Annotated in this window: 16 protein-coding genes; 8 read left to right on the top strand and 8 right to left on the bottom strand. The window is 72.5% G+C overall.

Annotated elements, in window-relative coordinates; all coding sequences use genetic code 11:
* The first annotated feature begins 10 nt into the window (after window positions 1–10).
* The 4 genes from SLV14N_RS05670 to SLV14N_RS05655 all read left to right on the top strand — a co-directional run bounded on the left by SLV14N_RS05670 (window position 11) and on the right by SLV14N_RS05655 (window position 4,382).
* Window positions 11–205, top strand: a complete 195-nt coding sequence (locus tag SLV14N_RS05670; RefSeq protein ID WP_263268390.1) for a ferredoxin — start codon at window positions 11–13, stop codon at window positions 203–205.
* Window positions 202–1,569, top strand: coding sequence for an NAD(P)/FAD-dependent oxidoreductase (locus SLV14N_RS05665; protein WP_263268389.1), 1,368 nt, complete (start codon window positions 202–204; stop codon window positions 1,567–1,569). The genes SLV14N_RS05670 and SLV14N_RS05665 overlap by 4 nt, the downstream gene beginning before the upstream one ends.
* Window positions 1,570–1,633: 64 nt before the next feature.
* Window positions 1,634–4,087, top strand: coding sequence for an excinuclease ABC subunit UvrA (gene uvrA / locus SLV14N_RS05660; protein WP_263268388.1), 2,454 nt, complete (start codon window positions 1,634–1,636; stop codon window positions 4,085–4,087).
* An 82-nt stretch (window positions 4,088–4,169) separates the two neighbouring features.
* Window positions 4,170–4,382 carry an EF-hand domain-containing protein gene (locus SLV14N_RS05655; RefSeq protein ID WP_208680034.1) on the top strand — a complete coding sequence of 71 codons (213 nt, stop codon included), beginning with the start codon at window positions 4,170–4,172 and terminating at the stop codon, window positions 4,380–4,382.
* Between the two features lie 18 nt (window positions 4,383–4,400).
* Here the strand turns inward: SLV14N_RS05655 and SLV14N_RS05650 are convergent, their stop codons facing one another.
* Window positions 4,401–5,324, bottom strand: a complete 924-nt coding sequence (locus SLV14N_RS05650) for a LysR family transcriptional regulator (RefSeq protein WP_263268387.1) — start codon at window positions 5,322–5,324, stop codon at window positions 4,401–4,403.
* 112 nt (window positions 5,325–5,436) lie between these two features.
* Between SLV14N_RS05650 and SLV14N_RS05645 the strand changes: the two genes are divergently transcribed.
* Window positions 5,437–6,075 carry a LysE family transporter gene (locus SLV14N_RS05645; protein WP_208680032.1) on the top strand — a complete coding sequence of 213 codons (639 nt, stop codon included), beginning with the start codon at window positions 5,437–5,439 and terminating at the stop codon, window positions 6,073–6,075.
* Here the strand turns inward: SLV14N_RS05645 and SLV14N_RS05640 are convergent.
* The 3 genes from SLV14N_RS05640 to SLV14N_RS05630 form a co-directional block, all read right to left on the bottom strand.
* Complete coding sequence (locus SLV14N_RS05640) at window positions 6,040–8,424, bottom strand: GH92 family glycosyl hydrolase (protein WP_263268386.1); 2,385 nt, start codon at window positions 8,422–8,424, stop codon at window positions 6,040–6,042. The genes SLV14N_RS05645 and SLV14N_RS05640 overlap by 36 nt on opposite strands.
* A 305-nt stretch (window positions 8,425–8,729) precedes the next feature.
* The gene (locus SLV14N_RS05635; RefSeq protein ID WP_263268385.1) at window positions 8,730–9,467 is read right to left on the bottom strand and encodes a bifunctional 2-polyprenyl-6-hydroxyphenol methylase/3-demethylubiquinol 3-O-methyltransferase UbiG; all 738 of its coding nucleotides are present in this window, start codon (window positions 9,465–9,467) and stop codon (window positions 8,730–8,732) included.
* Between the two features lie 149 nt (window positions 9,468–9,616).
* Complete coding sequence (locus SLV14N_RS05630) at window positions 9,617–10,948, bottom strand: MFS transporter (protein WP_263268384.1); 1,332 nt, start codon at window positions 10,946–10,948, stop codon at window positions 9,617–9,619.
* 100 nt (window positions 10,949–11,048) lie between these two features.
* Between SLV14N_RS05630 and SLV14N_RS05625 the strand changes: the two genes are divergently transcribed.
* The gene (locus SLV14N_RS05625; protein ID WP_263268383.1) at window positions 11,049–12,050 is read left to right on the top strand and encodes a helix-turn-helix transcriptional regulator; all 1,002 of its coding nucleotides are present in this window, start codon (window positions 11,049–11,051) and stop codon (window positions 12,048–12,050) included.
* 249 nt (window positions 12,051–12,299) lie between these two features.
* A complete protein-coding gene (locus SLV14N_RS05620) occupies window positions 12,300–12,776 on the top strand; it encodes a hypothetical protein (protein WP_263268382.1) in 477 nt (158 codons plus the stop codon).
* A 72-nt stretch (window positions 12,777–12,848) separates the two neighbouring features.
* Here the strand turns inward: SLV14N_RS05620 and SLV14N_RS05615 are convergent, their stop codons facing one another.
* The 4 genes from SLV14N_RS05615 to SLV14N_RS05600 form a co-directional block, all read right to left on the bottom strand.
* Complete coding sequence (locus SLV14N_RS05615; protein ID WP_263268381.1) at window positions 12,849–14,306, bottom strand: amino acid permease; 1,458 nt, start codon at window positions 14,304–14,306, stop codon at window positions 12,849–12,851.
* Between the two features lie 119 nt (window positions 14,307–14,425).
* Complete coding sequence (locus tag SLV14N_RS05610; protein ID WP_093645640.1) at window positions 14,426–14,641, bottom strand: dodecin; 216 nt, start codon at window positions 14,639–14,641, stop codon at window positions 14,426–14,428.
* Window positions 14,642–14,768: 127 nt separating this feature from the next.
* The gene (locus SLV14N_RS05605; protein WP_263268380.1) at window positions 14,769–15,230 is read right to left on the bottom strand and encodes a universal stress protein; all 462 of its coding nucleotides are present in this window, start codon (window positions 15,228–15,230) and stop codon (window positions 14,769–14,771) included.
* A gap of 81 nt (window positions 15,231–15,311) precedes the next feature.
* Complete coding sequence (locus tag SLV14N_RS05600) at window positions 15,312–16,022, bottom strand: PAS domain-containing protein (protein ID WP_208680025.1); 711 nt, start codon at window positions 16,020–16,022, stop codon at window positions 15,312–15,314.
* Between the two features lie 105 nt (window positions 16,023–16,127).
* Here SLV14N_RS05600 and SLV14N_RS05595 point away from each other — a divergent pair, with 105 nt between their 5' ends.
* Window positions 16,128–19,307, top strand: coding sequence for a cytochrome P450 (locus SLV14N_RS05595; protein ID WP_208680024.1), 3,180 nt, complete (start codon window positions 16,128–16,130; stop codon window positions 19,305–19,307).
* The last annotated feature ends 181 nt before the right edge of the window (window positions 19,308–19,488 follow it).

Raw genomic sequence — 19,488 nt, 5'->3', positions numbered from 1 at the left:
GCCTTCTGCCATGAAGATCACCCTTGATGCCGACAAGTGCTGCGCCGCCGGACAGTGCGTGCTGATCGCCCCCGAGGTCTTCGACCAGCGCGACGAGGACGGCGTGGTGGTGCTGCTCGACGCCGAACCGTCCGCCGGGCAGCACGATGCGGTCCGTGAGGCGGCCGCCATCTGCCCGGCCGCCGTGATCGAGGTACACGCATGACCGCCCGGCCGATCGCCGTCGTCGGCGCCTCCGCGGCCGGCCTCGCCGCGGCCGAGGCGCTGCGCCGCGGCGGCTGGCGCGGCCCGCTCACCCTCATCGGTGACGAGCCCCATCTCCCGTACGACCGGCCGCCGTTGTCCAAGCAACTGCTGCACGGCGCCTGGGAGCCGGACCGGCTGCTGCTGCGCACCGAGGAGCAGCTCGCCCCGCTCGGCCTCGATCTGCGGCTCGGCACCCGGGCCACCGGCCTCGATGTGGCCACCCGCACCCTCACCCTCGACGGCGGGGAGAGGCTGGCATGCGCCGGCGTGATCATCGCGACCGGTGTCACGGCCCGCACCCTGCCCGGTGCCGACCGCATCGCCGGGGTGCACACCCTGCGCACCCTCGACGAGGCACTGGCACTGCGCGGCCGGCTGGGTACCCCGGGCCGGCGCCTGGTCATCGTCGGGAACGGCGTACTGGGCTGCGAAGCCGCCGCGGTGGCACGGGAGTTGGGACACGAGGTCACTCTCGTCGGCATCGAGGAGACACCGATGGCCGCCGCCGTCGGCACCGAGGTCGGCGAACTGCTCGCCGAGGAGCACCGCGCCCGGGGCGTACGGCTGCTCACCGGCGCGGTGGGCGGATTCGAGACCGCGCCCGCCGACCCGGACGGCTCCGACCCGCAGGTCACCGCCGTACGGCTGGCCAGTGGGGGTACCCCCGCCAGTGAGGGCGTAGCCAGTGGGGGTCCCCCCGGCAGTGGGGGCGTAGCCGCCAGGGGAGGGGGAGGCAGCCGGCTGCCGGCCGATCTCGTGCTGCTGGCGATCGGCTCCCGGCCCGCGGTGGAATGGCTGGCCGACCCGGCCCTGGACACCACCGACGGGCTGCGCTGCGACGCGTACTGCGCGGCCGCCCCCGGCATCTACGCCGCGGGCGATGTGGCCCGCTGGGACCACCCGGTCCACGGCCGGCCCCTGCGCTTCGAGCACCGGATGAACGCCACCGAACAGGGCATGGCCGCCGCCCGCAATCTCCTGGCCGAACTGGCCACGACGGCCGCAGCCACCGGGGCGGCGGAGGACACCCCGGCCCCGGAACGCCGCCCGTTCGCCCCCGTGCCGTACTTCTGGTCCGACCAGTACGACCTCAAGCTCCAGGCCTACGGGCTGACCGCGGGCGCCGACCGGGTCGAGGCCACCGTTCTGGACCGGGCGGAACAGCGCGTCCTCGCGCTCTACGGACGGGACGGGCACGCCGTGGGAGTCCTGGCGGCCGGCCTCCCGCCCCGCCGGATACGGGCCCTGCGCGCGGTCATCGCCACCCCGCTGCCCTGGGAGGAGGCCCGCGAGCGGATCGGCGCCGCCACGGCCGCCGGCTGAGACACCTCCCGGGCCCGCCCTGACGGTGGCCCGACCACGCCGGGCCGTGCCTGATCATGGAGGGATGGCCGACTCGTACGTACGGGTGCGCGGCGCCCGTGAGCACAACCTCCGCAGCATCGATGTGGACATCCCGAGGGACGCGCTGGTCGCGTTCACCGGGGTGTCCGGATCGGGTAAGTCCTCCCTCGCCTTCGGCACCCTGTACGCCGAGGCGCAGCGCCGCTACTTCGAGTCGGTGGCCCCCTACGCCCGACGGCTGATCCACCAGGTCGGCGCGCCCAAGGTCGAGGACATCACCGGACTGCCGCCCGCCGTCGCCCTGGAGCAGCGGCGCTCCGCACCCACCTCCCGCTCCTCGGTCGGCACCGTCACCACCCTCTCCAACACCCTGCGGATGCTCTTCTCCCGCGCCGGCGACTACCCGGAGGGCGTGGCGGAACGGCTGGACTCGGACGCCTTCTCGCCCAACACCGCGGCCGGCGCCTGCCCGGAGTGCCACGGGCTGGGCACCGTCCACCGCGTCACGGAGCAGTCCCTCGTCCCCGACCCGGCGCTCTCCATCCGGGACGGTGCCATCGCCGCCTGGCCCGGCGCCTGGCAGGGCAAGAACCTCCGCGACATCCTCGCGGCCCTCGGCCACGACACCGACCGGCCCTGGCGCGAGCTGCCGCCGGCCGAGCGAGAGTGGATCCTGTTCACCGACGAACAGCCCGTCGTCACCGTCCACCCCGTGCGCGACGTGGGCCGGATCCAACGCCCCTACAAGGGTCAGTACATGAGCGCCAGGCGCTATGTGCTGCACACCTTCGCCGACTCCAAGAGCGAGACCCTGCGCAAGCGCGTCCAGGGGTTCATGGTCGCCGAGCCCTGCCCGGTGTGTGCCGGGCGGCGGCTGCGCCCCGAGGCGCTGGCCGTGACGTTCCATGGCCAGGACATCGCCACCCTCGCCGGGATGCCGCTCGGCGCCCTCGCCGAGCTGCTGCGCCCCACCGCCGCACGGCCGGACGACGAGGTGGCCCCGACGCTGGCCCGCGACCTGGTCGCGCGGATCGAAGTGCTCACCGAACTCGGTCTGGGCTATCTGAGCATGGACCGGCCCTCGCCCACCCTGTCCGCCGGTGAACTCCAGCGGCTGCGGCTGGCCACCCAGCTGCGCTCCGGACTCTTCGGCGTCGTCTACGTCCTGGACGAGCCCTCCGCCGGCCTGCACCCCGCCGATACCGAGTCCCTGCTCACGGTGCTCGGGCGGCTCAAGGAAGCGGGCAATTCGCTGTTCGTCGTCGAGCACGACATGGAGGTGGTGCGACGCGCCGACTGGATCGTCGACATCGGCCCGCGCGCCGGGGAACACGGCGGACAGGTGCTGCACAGCGGGCCCGTCGCCGCACTCGCGGACGCCACCGACTCCGCCACCCGCCGGTTTCTCTTCGACACCGCACCGCCCACAGAGCGCACAGTGCGCCGTCCCACCGGCACGCTCACGCTGCACGGTGTCACCCTGCACAATCTGCGCGGCCTGGACGCCGCCTTCCCGCTCGGCGTCTTCACCGCCGTCACCGGTGTCTCGGGATCGGGCAAGACGACGCTGGTCACCCGGGTGCTCGCGGAGGCCGTGCGCGAGCACCTCGGTGACGGGACGACCGATACGGGCGAGGACGGGACCGAGGCCGGACCGATGGCCCGCGCCCAACTCAGCGGCGCCGAGGGCCTGGAGGCGATCGACCGGCTGGTGCGCGTCGACCAGAAGCCGATCGGCCGCACCCCGCGCTCCAACCTCGCCACCTACACCGGCCTCTTCGACGCCGTACGCAAGGTCTTCGCCGCCACCGACGCGGCCCGCGCCCGCGGCTACACCGCCGGACGGTTCTCCTTCAACGTCGCCGCCGGCCGCTGCGAGACCTGCCAGGGCGAGGGCTTCGTCGCCGTCGAACTGCTCTTCCTGCCCGGCACGTACGCGCCCTGCACCGCCTGTCACGGCGCCCGCTACCACCCCGAAACCCTGGAGATCACCTACCGGGACCGCACCGTCGCCGACGTCCTCGCGATGACCGTGGACACCGCCGCGGACTTCCTCGCCGACATCCCGGCCGCCGCCCGCAGTCTGCGCACCCTCCAGGACGTGGGCCTGGGCTATCTGCGGCTCGGCCAGCCCGCGACCGAGCTGTCCGGCGGCGAGGCCCAGCGCATCAAGCTCGCCACCGAACTCCAGCGGACCCGCCGCGGCCACACCCTCTACCTCCTCGACGAGCCCACCACCGGACTGCACCCCGCCGACACCGAGGTGCTGCTGCGCCAGCTCCACGGCCTGGTCGACGCCGGCCACACCGTGGTGGTCGTCGAGCACGACATGGGGGTGGCGGCCGGCGCCGACCATGTCATCGACCTCGGTCCCGGCGGCGGAGCGGACGGCGGCCGGATCGTGGCGGCGGGCACCCCGGCCGAGGTCGCGCACGCGCCGGGGAGCCGGACCGCCCCCTATCTGGCCCGGCGGAGGGCGCGGCCGGACGCCAGTTGACGGTCCGCTAATGTACGCAGGTCAGATCACCAGGTATCACCACCGCGCAGTACTGCGCAGCACCACGAAGGGGGCACCTCTCATGGCAGACATGGAGAAGGCCAGGGCGGCGTTCGACCGGTTCGACGCGGACGGCGACGGCCAGGTCACGCCGGAGGAGTTCAAGCACGCGATGGCCGAGATGGGCGACGCGTACGTCACCGGCCCGGTCGCCGAAGCGGTCATCAAGGCCAGGGACACCGACAGCGACGGCCGGATGTCGTTCGACGAGTTCTGGCAGGCCCTGCAGCACTGACGCGCCCGCCGCGTCCGCTCACACCCCCTTCGCCTCCCGTTCGCCCTCGGCCGCGCGCAGCGCCGCCAGCCCGCGGGCGATCGGGGGCCGGCGCTCACTGCCGCGCCGGACGGCCGCCAGGAACCGCCGTACCGGAAGCGGCTCCCCGCGCAGCGGCACCCGTACGACCGGACACCGCTCCGGCACCGGCGCCAGCCTCGGCACCAGACAGATCCCGAAGCCGTGCGCGACCAGGGCGGCCACCGCGTACCAGTCCACCGCGTCATGACGCACCCGCGGGGTGAAGCCCGCCGTGGCACAGGCGGTCAGCAGCAGCTGATGCTGATCGGCCGGATCGCCGGCGCGGATCCAGCTCTCCCCGCCCGCCTCCGCCAGTGCCACCCCCTGCGCCGCCCGTCCGGCGAACCGGTGCCCGGCCGGCACCAGCAGGTCCTGCGGCTCCTCCAGGAGCGGCTGTTGGAGGAAGCGCGCATCGTCCGGTGGGGGGCCGCCCGGCGCCGGGATCACCACGGCGATATCCGCCCGGCCGGCCAGCAGCAGCTCGAAGCGGTTCTCGCCCGGGTCCTCACCGATCTCCACCGTCAGCCGTGGCAGTTCCGCACGCAGCCGCGCCGCCGCCGGCGCGATCACCCCGGCGATCGCCGTCGCCACCCCGGTGATCCGCAGCCGTCCGGCCACCCCGTCCGCGTGGCCCGCGAGATCCGCGCGGGCCTCCTCCCAGCGTGCGAACAGCGCATCGGCGTGCTCGACCAGCGCCAACGCCGCAGGCGTGAGGCGTATGTTTCGGCCCGCCGGTTCCAGGAGTTCCAGCCCGAGCCGGGCCGACAGCTGCCGCAGCTGCTGGGAGACCGTCGAGGGCGTCAGATGCAGGGCCTCGGCGGTCGCGGTGACGGTGCCCCGCTCATGGAGGACGCGCAGGGTCTGCAGCCGGGGATCGATCATGCGGGGGAGCGTAGTTGAGGAAGACCCGCATCAACCGTACGGAGATGCCACACGGTTCCCTGCGGAAACTTTCGATGGACCCACCACATCGGCCCGCCCGAAGCTGAACGGCATGACCGAGATCCTGACCGATGCCTTTCTGCCGGGGCTGTGGGCGGGCTATGCGCTCGCCGTGCCCGTCGGCGCGCTGGCCGTGCTGCTGGTGAGTGTGACCGCCCGGACCTCCTTCCGGGTCGGTGCCTCGGCGGCGCTCGGGGTGGCGACCGCCGACGGCCTCTACGCGCTGGCCGCGGTCGCCGGCGGCGCCGCCCTCTCCCGTGCGCTCGCCCCGGCCGCGGGCCCGCTGCGCTCGCTCGCCGCCGTCATCCTGCTCGGCATGGCGGTCCGGACCGCCGTACGGGCCCTGCGCCACCGCGGTACGCAGGAGGGCCCGGCACGGGACGCCCTGGGACGCCCCGGCCGGGCCTATCTCGCCTTCCTGGGGCTGACATTGATCAACCCCTGGGCGGTCCTCTACTTCTCCGCGCTGGTGCTGGCCGGTGGCGCGGGAGCCCCGGGGGCCGGTGCCGCCGGCTCCGCCGCCTTCGTGGCCGCCGTGGTCACCGCCTCCGTGAGCTGGCAGCTGTTCCTGGCCGCGGGCGGCGCCGTGCTGGGCAGGACGCTGACCGGCGCCCGGGGGCGGGTCGTCACCGCGCTGCTCTCCGCCGTGGTGATCTCAGCGCCGGCGGTCGGGCTGCTGCTGCGCGGCTGAGCCGGTGCCCACCGGCGGCGGTGCGGCATGCTCGCCGGTACCCCAGCGGGACGGCTCCGTGCCCACGGTGAAGGCCAGTTCACGGCCCGAGCGCAGATCACCGGTGGTGAGGTAGGTCCGGTCGTGGTCGGCGCCGTCGAGACGGACCGACTGCACATAGCGGTGGGTGGCGGAGGTACCGGGCGCCGTGACGGTGAAGTGCCCGGACGGGTAGTAGCGCCGGTCCAGTGTCAGCTCGACCCGGTCGAAGACCGGTGTGCTCAGCCCCCAGCTGTCGGTGCCCGGCTGTACCGGGAACACCCCGATCGAGGAGAGCACCATCCACGCCGACATCGTCCCCAGATCGTCGTTCCCGGTCATCCCGGTCGGCGCGTCGGTGAACAGCGTCAGCGCCGCATGCACCACATCCGTCGTCTTCCAGGGGCGGCCGGTGGAGAGGTAGGTGTACGGCGCGATCAGATCCGGCTCGTTCTGCGGGTTGTACTTGTCCGCGTTGTAGTAGTCGTAGGGGCCGTTCACCCACACCTCGCGGGCCGTCTTCTCCGGGTCCTTCAGCAGCTTCCGGTAGGCGAAGAACGAGTCCAGGCGCTCATCGGCCCTGTCCCTGCCGCCGATCAGCCGCAGCATCCCCGGCAGATCCTGCGGAACCAGCCACTGGTACTGCCAGGACGTGCCCTCGTGGAAGCCCTCGCTCTTGGCCGGGTCGGCGGGGCCGGTGAAGGCGCCCTGGGCGTCGCGGGCCCGGAAGAAGCCGGTCGAACTGTCGAAGATCCTGCGGTAGTTCTGGGCGCGGGCCGCATACCGGTCGGCGTCCTTGCCGTGTCCCAGATCGCGCGCCATCTGGGCCAGCATCGCGTCCGACAGGGCGTATTCGAGGGTCGCCGAGGCGCCGTGGTCGAAGTCGGAGTCGCCGGGCTTGGTGTGCGGGCGGCCCTTGATGTACGGGGCGAAGCCGTCCTTCAGGTAGGGCGCGTTGGCCTCCCGGCCGACGGCCGGCGAACCGTCCGGCGGCACTCCGTCGGCGTTCTTCTTCAGCGCCGCGTACGCCTCCTCCTCATGGCCCCGCAACAGCCCCTGCTGATAGGCGTTGGTGAGGAAGGGAGTGACCGGATCGCCGGTCATGATGTTCGTTTCGACCGTCCCGTAGCCCCACTTGGGCAGCCAGCCGCTCTCCTTGTCGATCCGCAGCACCGACAGCGCCATATCGCGGGACTCGCCCGGCGCCAGCAGCGCCAGCAGCTGCGCCTGGGTGCGATAGGTGTCCCACAACGACCAGTTCTGGTAGTACGTGAACCCCTTGGCGCGATGCGTCTTCCGGTCCCATCCGGTGTACCGCCCGTCCACGTCACTGCCGATGTTCGGCGCGAGGAAGGACCGGTAGAGCGAGGAGTAGAAGGTCCGGCGCAGCGTCCGGTCGCCGCCCTGGGTCTTCACCAGCCCCAGTCGCCGCTCCCAGGCGGCGTCGGCCGCCGCCTTCGTACGGTCGAAGGAACTGCCGCCCTCGGCACGCAGATTGCGGGCCGCGCCCGCCGCGTCCACGTAGCTGAGGGCGGTGGTCGCCTCGACGGTGCGGTCCGTGCGGGTGTCGAAGCGGGCGTAGGCACCGTGCCGGCCGCCGGCGGTGGACCCCTTCGACCTGGCCGTCACCTTGTCGCCGTCCCAGGTTCCGTACGACGTGAACGGCCGGTTGAAACGGGTGATCGTGTAGACGGTGTACGGCTGGGTGTCCTGGCAGAAACCGCGGCCCGTGATGGCGGTGCGGATGGTGCGGGAATCCAGCACCTCGACCCGTGTCGAGACCGTCTTGTGCAGTGACTGGCCCGCGTTGAGCAGCACATTGGCCTTGTCGGTGGCCGGGAAGGTGTAGCGCTGCTTCCCGGTGCGTGCGGTCGCGGTGAGCTCGGCGGTGATCCCGCCGTAGGAGGTCAGACCGACGCGGTAATAGCCGGGCCGGGCCGACTCGTCGTCATGGCGGTAGCCGGAAGCGTACTTCGCATAGTCGGTCTCGGTGATGTCGCCCGTGGTGGGCAGCACCGGCAGATCACCGCCGAGTCCGCAGCCCACGCCCGAGAGGTGCACCGCACTGAAGCCGCGGATGCGGTCGTCGTCGTAGCTGTAGCCGGCGAAGTGCCCGGTATCGGGGGAGAGCTGCACCATGCCGAACGGTACGGCGGCACCCGGGTAGGTGTTGCCGTCGTTCTGGCTGCCGATGAACGGGTTGACCAGGTCGGTGAGCGGGCCGCCGGGCGGCTCGGCCTGCGCGGCGGGGACCGCGAGCGCGCTCCCGATGAGCGCGGCCGCCAGCACCGCGCCCGCGGTGCGCAGCCGGGTACGACTGAGCCATGGCATGGATCCGGACCTCCGGAGGTTGGGTCGCCGGACAGCCGGCCGACCCGTGCGGACGAGCGCGCACGGCCCGCGTGGCCGACAACGTTGTCAGAGCGCGCTCATTCTTGGTGGCGGTCAAGGGCGCGTCAAGAGGTGCCGCGGGAGTAACTCCGGTGCACCCGGCTCCCGTCGAGGGGCCGGGCGCATCTCCCCGGGAGTGAACGGGGCGCCCCGGACAGCACACACGCGGCCTGGCGAAAGGCTCAGCGGGCGGCGACGGCGACGGGTGCGGCGGGGGCCTCCGGCCCGGCCGCGCCCCGTGGAGGTCATGGCCGGGCGTCGCGGCGGAACAGGGCCGTCCAGAGGAAGGGTTCGCCGAAGGACGGGGACTCCGGCGGCTCGTCGTGCATACGGCGCAGCTCGACCTCCGTCAGGTCGGAGAAGATCCAGCGCAGCGACTCCGGGGTGTAGGCGAGACCGCCGTGGAGACGGGACTGGCGGTAGAAGTCGCCGTCGGGGAGTTCGGAGCCCATCCCGCCCGCCGCGAAGCAGGTGAGGGCGAGATGACCCCCGGGGGCCAGTACCCGGTCGAGCAGGGCGAGATAGCTGATGCGGCGGTGCGGCGGCAGATGGTGGAAGCAGCCGGAGTCGTGGATCAGGTCGTAGGGACCGCTGAGTGCGGTGCCCGCGAGGGTGAAGGCGTCACCGCAGTGGAAGCCGATCTCGGCGCCCGCCTGCCGGGCGCGCTCCTCGGCCCAGGCGACGGCCGCCGGGGAGAGGTCGACGGCGTCCACCTCGAAGCCCAGCGAGGCGAGATGGAGCGCATTGCGGCCCGGCCCGCAGCCCAGATCGAGGGCCCGGCCCGGGGTGATCAGCCCGCGTTCGAGGTACGAGACCAGGTTCTCGTCCGGCTTCGCCACGAAGAACGGCACCTCCCTGCCGCGGTCCGCGTAGAACCCGTCCCACCACGAGGCCGCCCCGCTCGTCCAGCGGTCGGCCTCCGGCGCGAACAGGCCGTCAAGGAGCCTGAGTACGTCCTCCACGGTGCGGATGTTCCGGTCCATCCGGTCCCCCCTTCCCTGTCCGGCGATCGTAGGTTCGGCAGGCAAAAAAGCCCAGATCAGGGGGGATGTGGGGATGCTGTCACCAGCGGTGTGCGGGGCTGGGGCGAGGGGGTGAAGGGCGCCGCGTACGCCCCGGGCCGGGGTGCCGTTCAAGCCCCCGCCGAGGGGCGTGAAGGGGGCAATTCCCGCTGCGCCGGAGCGAGTTTCCCAGGCATTTTCCGGCGGGGTCTGGTGCCGTCGCTGATGTCGTCGCCGTCGCCGTCGCCGTCGCCGTCGTCGTCGTTGCTGTTGACGTTGCCGTCCTGCGTCGGCCGCCGTTCCGGAGCCCCAGGACGGAGACCGGGCGCCAGCGCAACCGTGACCACCACCGACGCCGCCGCCATCGCCGCCATCGCGGTTGTGGGCGAGGTGCGCTCGGCGACGGCGCCCGCCAGCGCGGCGCCGACGCCCTGCAGGATCAGCATGCCGGAGGAGTGCAACCCCAGGGCGTGTCCGCTCAGTTCGTCCGGGGTCAGTGACATCAGGCGCTCCTGCAGGGGGAGGTTCGCCGCGTAGCCGACGGTGGCGAGCAGTACGGCGGCCAGCGCGAGGGGGAGCGCCGGGCGGACGGCGAACAGCAGATACGGCACGGCGAGCAGCAGGCACAGCGGGACACAGAGCCGTGGCCGCCACCGCCCGGGGACGTATCTGCCGATCAGGATGTCCCCGGCCAGCATGCCGAGGGCGCCACAGGCGAAGAGGAGCCCCGCGTGCCGGGGCGCGTAGGGCACATAGAGGGACTCACAGCCGACGATCAGCCCGTTGGGCACCCACAGGGCGAGGTAGACGGTGCGGCGGGGGCCGGCGGACCACAGACGGGCGTTGTTGCGCCAGGTGTCGGCCACCGACGGCCGGCCCACGGCGCGCGGTTGCCGCCGGCCGAGACCGCACCGGGCGACGGCCGCGGTGGCGGCGTACAGCCCCGCCCCGGCGAGCAGGGTGCCGCGCGCCGACAGGTCGGTCACGAGGACACCGCCGGCCGCGAACCCGCAGATCTGCAGCAGACCGGTGGACATATTGAGCACCGAGCGGCCCAGCAGATACCCCTCGCGGGCCAGGATCTCGTGGAGCAGCCCGTAGCGCACTCCACCGCCCAGTGAGGAGACCGGCCCGAGCGCCAGGAGGACGGCGAAGGCCGCCCACACGGGCAGCCCCGGGAGGGCCTGGACGGCGGTGCCCAGGCCGAGGAGGAGTGCCAGGCCGGTCAGCGCGGCGCGCGGGGGGATCCGGTCGGCCGCCGACAGCAGGGTCGCCGCCCCGATCACCTGGGCGAGGGCCGGGCCGAACATGGCCAGGGCGGAGAGCAGCGGGGAGCCGGTCGCGGCGTAGACCCGGTGGCCCAGGGCCAGTCCGCTCACCGTCTGTGCCCCCACCTGTAGGGCGGAGGTCAGGAAGAAGGGGGTGAACTCCGGTGTACGGAAGAGTTGTCGGTAGGTGCGCACGGTCCCGGAGTCTCGGGGGCCGTGCGGGCGGGGCGTTACTGTTTCGCGGGCCGGCGAAACCACGGCGAACGGCGCGGAGCGGGGAAGCGGGGGAGGGGAGATGGGCTGGTGGGAAGTGAGCGCGGACACCCTCGCCGGAAGCCGTTTCGCGATCTCCCCGCTGGCCGAGACCCTCGCCACGCTGAAGAACCTGCACCGGGGCACGGCCGCGCATCCGGGGGAGCGGGCCTGGCTCGAACGCCATCTGCCCGCCTACCGCCGGCGGTTGGCCGATGACCCGGTCACCGCCGCGCTGGTCCGGGCCGCTCTCGGACACCGCTGGAACGCGACCTTCCTGACGCCCACGCCGGCCGGTGATCCCGAAGCGGAACTGCCGTCTCTTGCCGCGGAGTTGGTGCCTGTCCGTGCAACCTCCTCCGCCACCGTCCGCGCCGATCTGGCTGTGTCCCTGGGGGGCCGGCCGCTGCCCGGTCCGCTGCGCCGCGCCGCCGACCTGCCCGAGCGCACCGCCGGTCTGCTGGAGTGGGTGTGGCAGGAAGCGGTGCTGCCGTACTGGGCGCGACGCCGGCGGGTCCTGGAGGCCGATGTCCTCACCCGCGGCGCGCAGCTGAGCCGGGGCGGCTGGACCGCGGCGCTGGCCGGTATGCGCCCCGGTATGCGCTGGCTCGGAGCGAACCGGCTGCAGATCACGGCGGACGACCATCCGCCGCGCGAACTCGACGGGGCGCGGCTGCTGTTCGTCCCCGTCACACCGCAGCAGAGCTGGGTCTCGTGGGACGCCGGCCCGGCCCCGGGGCAACAGCGGTCCGCCGTGGTGTATCCGTGCTCGGGCGTGCTGGCCGAGACCGGACGGGCGGCGGTGCCCGAGGCGCTGGGCGCGTTGCTGGGACCCGCGCGGGCGGGCGTACTCGTCCTCCTGGGCACTCCCAAGAGCACCACCCAGCTGGTGGCGCTGACCGGCCAGGGCCTGGGGTCGGTGGGCCGCCACCTCAAGGTGCTGCTCGATGCCCGGCTCGCCGACCGCCGCCGGGCCGGACGGTCCGTGCTCTATTTCCGGACGGAGGCCGGTGAGGCCTTGGTGGCGGCGCAGTGTGACGGGTGAGGAGGGTGCGCCGGCCGCGTCGTCATGGCAGCCGGGCAGCCCGAAAATCATGAGGGTTCTGCCTTGCTCTCTTCAGGGGCGCATGCCTCAATGGTCAGCGATTCAGGTCGCTGACCACCCGTCAGATCTGGGCGGTGGGTCGGCACGGGGTCCGACCGCGGCCCCCGGGTGGCTGCCTGTCGTTCCCTCCCGCACCCTTCGACGGCCGGTGCCATGGACCTGCACCCCCCTCACGAAGGCGGTACCCCCATGAAGCACCTCAGACCGGGCAAGCTCGGCTTCCGTACGGCACTCGGCGTCGCCGTCGCCACCGCGGGCACCCTCGCGATGGCACCGGCCGCCCCCGCGGTGACCCCCGGCACCGCCACCCTCTCCTTCGACTGCGGTGTCTACGGCTCCGGCACGGCGACGCTCACCGCGACCCAGGACGGCACGGCCGCGACCATCAGCCTCTCCACCTCGGCCATCACCTCACCCATAGACATCGGCGCGAACTCGGTGAGCTCCACGCTCACGCTCACCAAGAACGGCTCCGGAACCACGGAGTTCAGCGGCAGCTCCAACCCGGCGATCCCGGCCGGCAGCCAGGTCTCCACCGGACCGCTCAGCGGTACGGTCGCCGCGGGCGACAGCCTGGAGGCCACCTCCCTGAAGGTCGTGGTGCTGGGCATCACGGCCACCTGCAAGGCCACTTCCCCGCAGTCCCCCGGTCCGTTCGTCTTCTGACCCGAGCGGGGACCGACGGACCCTCGTCCCTCGGTCCCCGCCGTACCCCGCCGCCCGGTCAGCGGACGCGGCTCACACCTGCCCCGGGCCGCCCTCAGCTCCGGACGGCTCCCGTTCCGCCCGCGCGAGGTTCGAGCGGCGGTAGGAGTAGGCGAAGTAGAAGAGCAGACCGATCAGGAACCACACCGCGAACCGGACCCAGGTCTGCCACGCCAGGAACGTGATCAGCCAGATCGAGAAGCACACCCCGATTGCCGGCACCACCGGCATCCCCGGCGTACGGAACGTCCGCGGCAGGTCCGGGCGCTTGTAGCGGAGCACGATCACCGCGATGCAGACCACCACGAACGCGAGCAGGATGCCGATGTTCGTCAGCTCGGCGGCCTCCCCGATCGGCAGGAAACCCGCGATCGCCGCGGAGGCGAAGCCGACGATCCAGGTCACCCGGGTCGGCACATGGTGTTTGGGGCTGGTCTTGGCGAACCACTTCGGCAGCAGACCGTCACGGCTCATCGAGAACCACACCCGGGTCACACCGAGCATGAAGGTGAACATGACGGTCAGAATGCCGATGATCGCGCCGACCGCGATGACATCCGCGAGGCTGCCCAGGCCCACCGACTTGAACGCCGACGAGAAACCGCTCTCCGGGTCGATCTCCTTGTAGTTCTGCATACCCGTCAGCACCAGGCAGGCGAGGACATACAGCACCATCGAGATCGCCAGCGAATACATGATCGCCTTCGGCATATGGCGCTGGGCGTCCTTGGATTCCTCCGCCGCGGTACTCATGGCGTCATAGCCGAAGACCGCGAAGAAGACCGTGGCCGCGCCGGTGAAGGCGCCGCTCACCCCGAACGGGAAGAACGGCGTGTAGTTCGCGGTGTTGATGTGGAAGAAGCCGACCGCGATCACCACGATGACCACCAGGACCTTCAGGCCCACCACGATCGTCTCGAAACGCGCGGCGTTCTTGATGCCCAGGGTCAGCAGATAGGCGATCAGCAGACAGAGCACCGCGGCGAAGAGGTCCACCCGGTGTCCCGCTCCCGTGCCCGGCGCGCCCAGCATCCAGGCGGGCAGATCGACGCCCATTTCGCCGAGCAGAAAGCCGAAATAACCGGAGATGCCGATCGCGACCACCGCCACGATCGCGGTGTACTCCAGCAGCAGGTCCCAGCCGATGAACCAGCCCGCCAACTCACCGAGGACCGCGTAGCCATAGGTGTAGGCCGAGCCCGCCTTCGGGATCAGCCCGGCGAATTCGGCGTAGGAAAACGCGGCAGCGGCGCTTGCGATGCCCGCGATGAGAAAGGAGATCAGGACCGCCGGCCCGGCTTTCCCGTTCGCGACGGTACCGGCCAGGGTGAAGATCCCCGCGCCGATGATGCCGCCGACGCCGATGGCGGTCAGCTGCCACAGGCCGAGCGCCCGGGTGAGCTGCTGGCTCGCGGTGCCTTCCGCCTCTTCAATGTGTTCGATCGGTTTACGGCGCAATACGCCTTTTCCCGCGCGCAGCCCCATCGTCATCCCTCCGTACGCTCCGTCGTGGTCCGACGGCGGATCATCATGGACCCTCAGGAGCGACTAAGGAAGGCGACTCCCTAGTACTGTCGGGACTCGCCGGGAGACGTACACGGGAGAGGTGTTCAATCGGCGTCCTCCAGCCGGAATCCGACCTTCAGACCGACCTGGTAATGGTCGATCTCGCCGTCGACGATATGCCCGCGGACCTGGGTGATCTCGAACCAGTCGAGATTGCGCAGGGTCTCCGAGGCGCGCTTGATGCCATTCTTGACCGCGGCGTCCATGCTCTGCTGGGACGTACCGACGATCTCGGTCACGCGATACGTGCGGTCGGTCACGGTGGTCTCCCTCGTCGGGGCGGCGCTCCGCCCGTCCACTTTCCACCGTGCCTCAGGGCGGCGCGCCCCACCAGCGGAGCGGCGGGCGGTCCGGCGCCCTGGCCGGCGGATCAGGGCCGGAGAGGCCCTACGGGACGACGGTGACCGGCCAGCGGCCGGCCTTGACCAGCCGTACCGCGACCGAGCCCATGATGCGGTGCCCGGCCGACTCCGAGGCGCCGACCACCACCGCGTCGGCCTTCAGGTCATCGGCCATCTGCACCATGCCGTTGTACGGATCGCCCCGCAGGGTGTGGAACTCCCAGCGCACCCGGTATATCCCCTGCAGCCGCTCGGTCGCCCCGCGGATCTCGGCCATCAGCTCCTCGGCCACCTCGTTCGTGGCATCCATGACCGGCGCCCCCATCGCCGCACCGGCCGGCAGGACCGGCTGGACATAGACCAGGACGAGTTTCGAGGCCTGACGCCGGGCCAGTCCCGCCGCGTAGGCGGCGGCGCGCCACGACGAGTCGGAGCCGTCGATACCGACGACGATGACCTTTGGGCCGTCCGTTCCGCGCTCGAACTGCGCGGCTGCGTTCTCCTCCACACCAGGGAGGTTATCCGCACATGCGTGCTGCCGGGCTCCCGGGCCGCGCCGCCGCCCGCGGGGCCCCGCCGCCCGGACCGGTCAGGCCGGAGCCGGCGGCCAGCTGTCCGCCGACAGCACGCCCAGCACATACGCCCTGGCCACCAGCGCCGTACGGCCCTGCACCCGCCAGCGGCGGGCCAGCCGGGTGAGGTGGTAGTTCACCCCGTCGACCGTCAGCCCGAGCGCCGTACCGATCGACGCCGTGGTCGCGCCGCCCGCGGCCAGCGCCAGGATGCGGGCCTCCACCGGGCTCGCCGAGCCGCGCGGCGCCGGCGGCGGAGCGGTCTCGCTGACCCGCAGCAGCGCCAGCAGGGCGGGCGGACGCACCGAAGGATCGCCCACCGGATCGATCGTCAGCTCCCCTTCCCGTACGCTGCCGTCGGAGCCGGCCTGCCAGCGCACCTCGACCGGATAGCGCGACCGGCGCCCCAGCCGCAGGGCCTCGCCGAGCCGGTCGAGCTGCGCCTTCGCACGGGGCTCGAAGAGGTCCAGCAGATTGCGGCCGCGCAGCTGTCCCGGTGCCGCGCCCCACTGGGCGGCCATCGCCGGATTGGCGATCAGCACCTCGCCGTGGGCCCGGCACACCGCGATCGGCGTGGGGATACGGTCCAGCAGAATCAGGAAGTAGTTGCGCCAGGGGCCGCCCGCGTACGGCCCGGCCGGGTCCTCGGCGTATCCGCTCACGCAGGGTGCATCGTCCGTGTGCGCCGAGTCCCCGTCCGACGCCCCGCCGGCTGTCCCGTTGTCCATGTTCCCTTCTCCGGTCCGCGCGCAAGAGCGAGCAGCGAAAAACCACTGCACAATCATGCAGTTGTCCCGGCGTGACCTGCACGTGGGGGCCCTCACGCTGGAGACATGACCGACACCATCGCGCTCCACAGCGACGAACGCGCCGCCGATGACGGCATCCCGGTGGCCGACCTCACGGAGGCCGGGCTCACCCACACGCCCATCCAGCAGTCCATGGACCTCGCCCGGATCCACGGCCCGGTCTTCAAGCGCAAGTTCGGCGACCGCGAGACGCTGTTCCTCTCCTCGCTCGATCTCGTCACCGAGGTCGCCGACGAATCCCGCTTCAGCAAGGGTGTGTCGGTCGTCCTGGAAAACGTCAGAGAGTTCGCCGGCGACGGTCTGTTCACCGCCTACAACGACGAGCCGAACTGGGCCAAGGCACATGAGGTCCTGATGCCGGCCTTCGCGCTCGGCTCGATGCGCACCTACCACCCGGCGATGCTCAGGGTCGCCCGCCGGGTCATGGCCGCCTGGGACCGTCGGGTGGCCGACGGCACGCCCGTCCAGGTAGCCGAGGACATGACCCGGATGACGCTGGACACCATCGGACTGGCCGGCTTCGGCTTCGACTTCGAGTCGTTCTCCCGGGGTGACACCCCGCATCCGTTCGTCGAGGCCATGGTGCGCTGCCTCGAATGGAGCATGACGAAGTTCTCCCGTGACCCCGACGGCGACCACTCCGCGGCGGACGCGGCCTTCCAGGCCGACGCCGACTACCTCGCGTCGGTCGTCGACGAGGTCATCGCCGCCCGCACGGCGAGCGGCGAGAGCGGCGACGACGACCTGCTGGGCCTGATGCTCGGCGCCCGGGGGCAGGAGGGGGGTGAGGGGCCCGCCCTCGACCTCGCCAACATCCGCAACCAGGTCATCACCTTCCTGATCGCCGGTCACGAGACCACCTCGGGCGCGCTCTCCTTCGCCCTCTACCACCTGCTCAAGGACCCGCTCGCGCTGCGCATGGTCCAGCGTGAGGCCGACGAGCTGTGGGGCGACCAGGCCGACCCCGACCCCTCGTTCGAGGACATCGGGCATCTGCCGTTCACCCGCCAGGTCCTCAACGAGGCGCTGCGGCTGTGGCCCACCGCCGCCGCCTTCACCCGGCAGGCCCATGAGGACACCCTGCTCGGCGGCCGCTACCCGGTGAAGGCGGGGGAGCTGGTCACGGTGCTCACCCCGATGCTGCACCGCGACCCCGCCTGGGGCGACAACCCCGAGCTGTTCGACCCCTCCCGCTTCAGCCCGGAGGCCGAGGCGGCCCGCTCCCCGCATGCGTACAAGCCCTTCGGGACCGGTGAACGCGCCTGCATCGGGCGGCAGTTCGCGCTCCACGAGGCGACCATGCTGCTCGCCCTCCTCGCGCACCGCTACCGCCTGATCGACCACCGCGACTACCGGCTGCACATCAAGGAGACGCTGACCCTCAAGCCCGACGGGTTCACCCTCACCCTCGCCGCCCGGACGCCCGCCGACCGGGCCGCGGTCCGCGCCGCGCTGGCCGTGCTCCCCGGCAGCGCCGAGACCACCGGGGACGACACGGCCACCGATGAGGGGCTGCCGACCCGCGTCCCGCAGGGCACCGGCCTGCTGCTGTTGCACGGCAGCAACTACGGCACCTGCCGCGAGTTCGCCGAGCGGCTCGCCGACGAGACCACCGGACTCGGCTTCACCGCCGATGTGGCGCCGCTGGACGCCTACGCCGGTACGCTGCCCGCCGACCGGCCGGTCGTCATCGTCGCCGCCTCCTACAACGGCCAGCCCACCGACGACGCGGCCGCCTTCGTCGAGTGGCTGAACACCGCGCAGGACGGCGCCGCCACGGACCTGCCGTTCGCCGTCCTCGGCGTCGGCGACCGCAACTGGGCCGCCACCTACCAGCACATACCGACCCTCATCGACGACCGGCTCGACGCACTCGGCGCCCGCCGCCTGCTGCCGCGCGCCGAGGCCGACGCCTCCGGCGACCTCAGCGGCACCGTCAAGGAGTTCACCGCGGCGCTGCGCACCGAGCTGCTGACGCGGTACGGCGACCCGGCGACCATCGGCGCCGGCGCACCGGCGGCGGAGGACACCGGCTACACCGTCACCGAGGTCACCGGCGGCCCGCTGGACGCGCTCGCCGCCCGCCACGACCTCGTCCCGATGACCGTCACCGAGGCCCATGACCTCACCGCGGAGGGCTGGCCGCGGCCCAAGCGCTTCCTGCGGATCGCCCTGCCGGACGGCGTCGGCTACCGCACGGCCGATCACCTCGCGGTGCTGCCGGCCAACGCCCCGGACACCGTCGAGCGGGCCGCCCGCGCCCTGGGCGCCGACCCGGACACCGTCCTCGCGCTGCACTCCGGCCGCCGCGCCGGGCGCGACACCCTGCCGGTCGACCGGCCCCTGACGGTGCGGCAACTGCTCACCCACCACCTCGAACTGGGCATGCGGCCCACCCCGGAGCAGGTCGCCGTGCTCGCCGCGCACAACCCCTGCCCGCCCGAGCGCCACGCCCTGGAGCACCTCGCCGAGGACGACCCGCGCACCCTGGTCGAGCTGATCGAGGCGCACCCTGCGCTGAGCGGGGCCCTGCCCTGGCCGGTGCTGCTGGAGCTGCTGCCGCCGCTGCGCACCCGGCACTACTCGCTGTCGTCCTCACCCGCCACCGACGCCCGGCACGCCGATCTGATGGTCTCGCTGCTGCCCGGCGGCACCGGCTCGTCCTATCTGCACGGTGTGCGGCCGGGCGACACCGTGCTGGCCCGCGTCCAGCCCTGCCGGGAGGCCTTCCGCCTGGATGCGGCCGATGACACCCCCGTCATCCTGGTCGCCGCGGGGACCGGCCTCGCGCCCTTCCGCGGCGCCGTCGCCGACCGCGTCGCCGCGGGACAGCGGTCCCCCGCCCGGCTCTACTTCGGCTGTGACGACCCCACCGCCGACTTCCTGCACGCCGAGGAGTTCGCCGCCGCCGAAGCCGCCGGCGTCATCTCCGTACGCCCCGTCTTCAGCGAACGCCCCGAGAACGGCCACCGCTTCGTCCAGCACCGGATCGCCGCCGAGGCCGCCGAGGTGTGGGAACTGCTGCAGGCCGGCGCGCGGGTGTACGTCTGCGGGGACGGCAGCCGGATGGCGCCCGGTGTACGGGCCGCCTTCCGCGAGCTGCACGGTGCCCGCACCGGCGCCTCGCCGCAGGAATCCGAGGCCTGGCTGCGCGAACTGACCGCCTCCGGCCGCTACATCGAGGATGTGTACGCGGCGGGCTGAGGGCTGTTCCGCGCCTGCGCGGTGGCGATTCGTCTGCCGGGTGGGTGATGCGTCCACCGTCGGGGGCGGCGTTTCCCCTGCCGGACGGCGCTCCCCCCGCCCCCTCCCCCTCTCCCCCTTCGGGGGAGGGGGCGGGGGTGGGTTCGGGGGTGGGGGGAGGTGGGCTGGATCTTCCGGGCCG

This window comes from Streptomyces sp. Je 1-4 4N24 (genome assembly GCF_026239515.1).
Lineage (GTDB): Bacteria > Actinomycetota > Actinomycetes > Streptomycetales > Streptomycetaceae > Streptomyces > Streptomyces nigrescens.
Note: the sequence above shows the minus strand (reverse complement) of the source record. Positions and strands in the feature narration are given on the sequence as shown.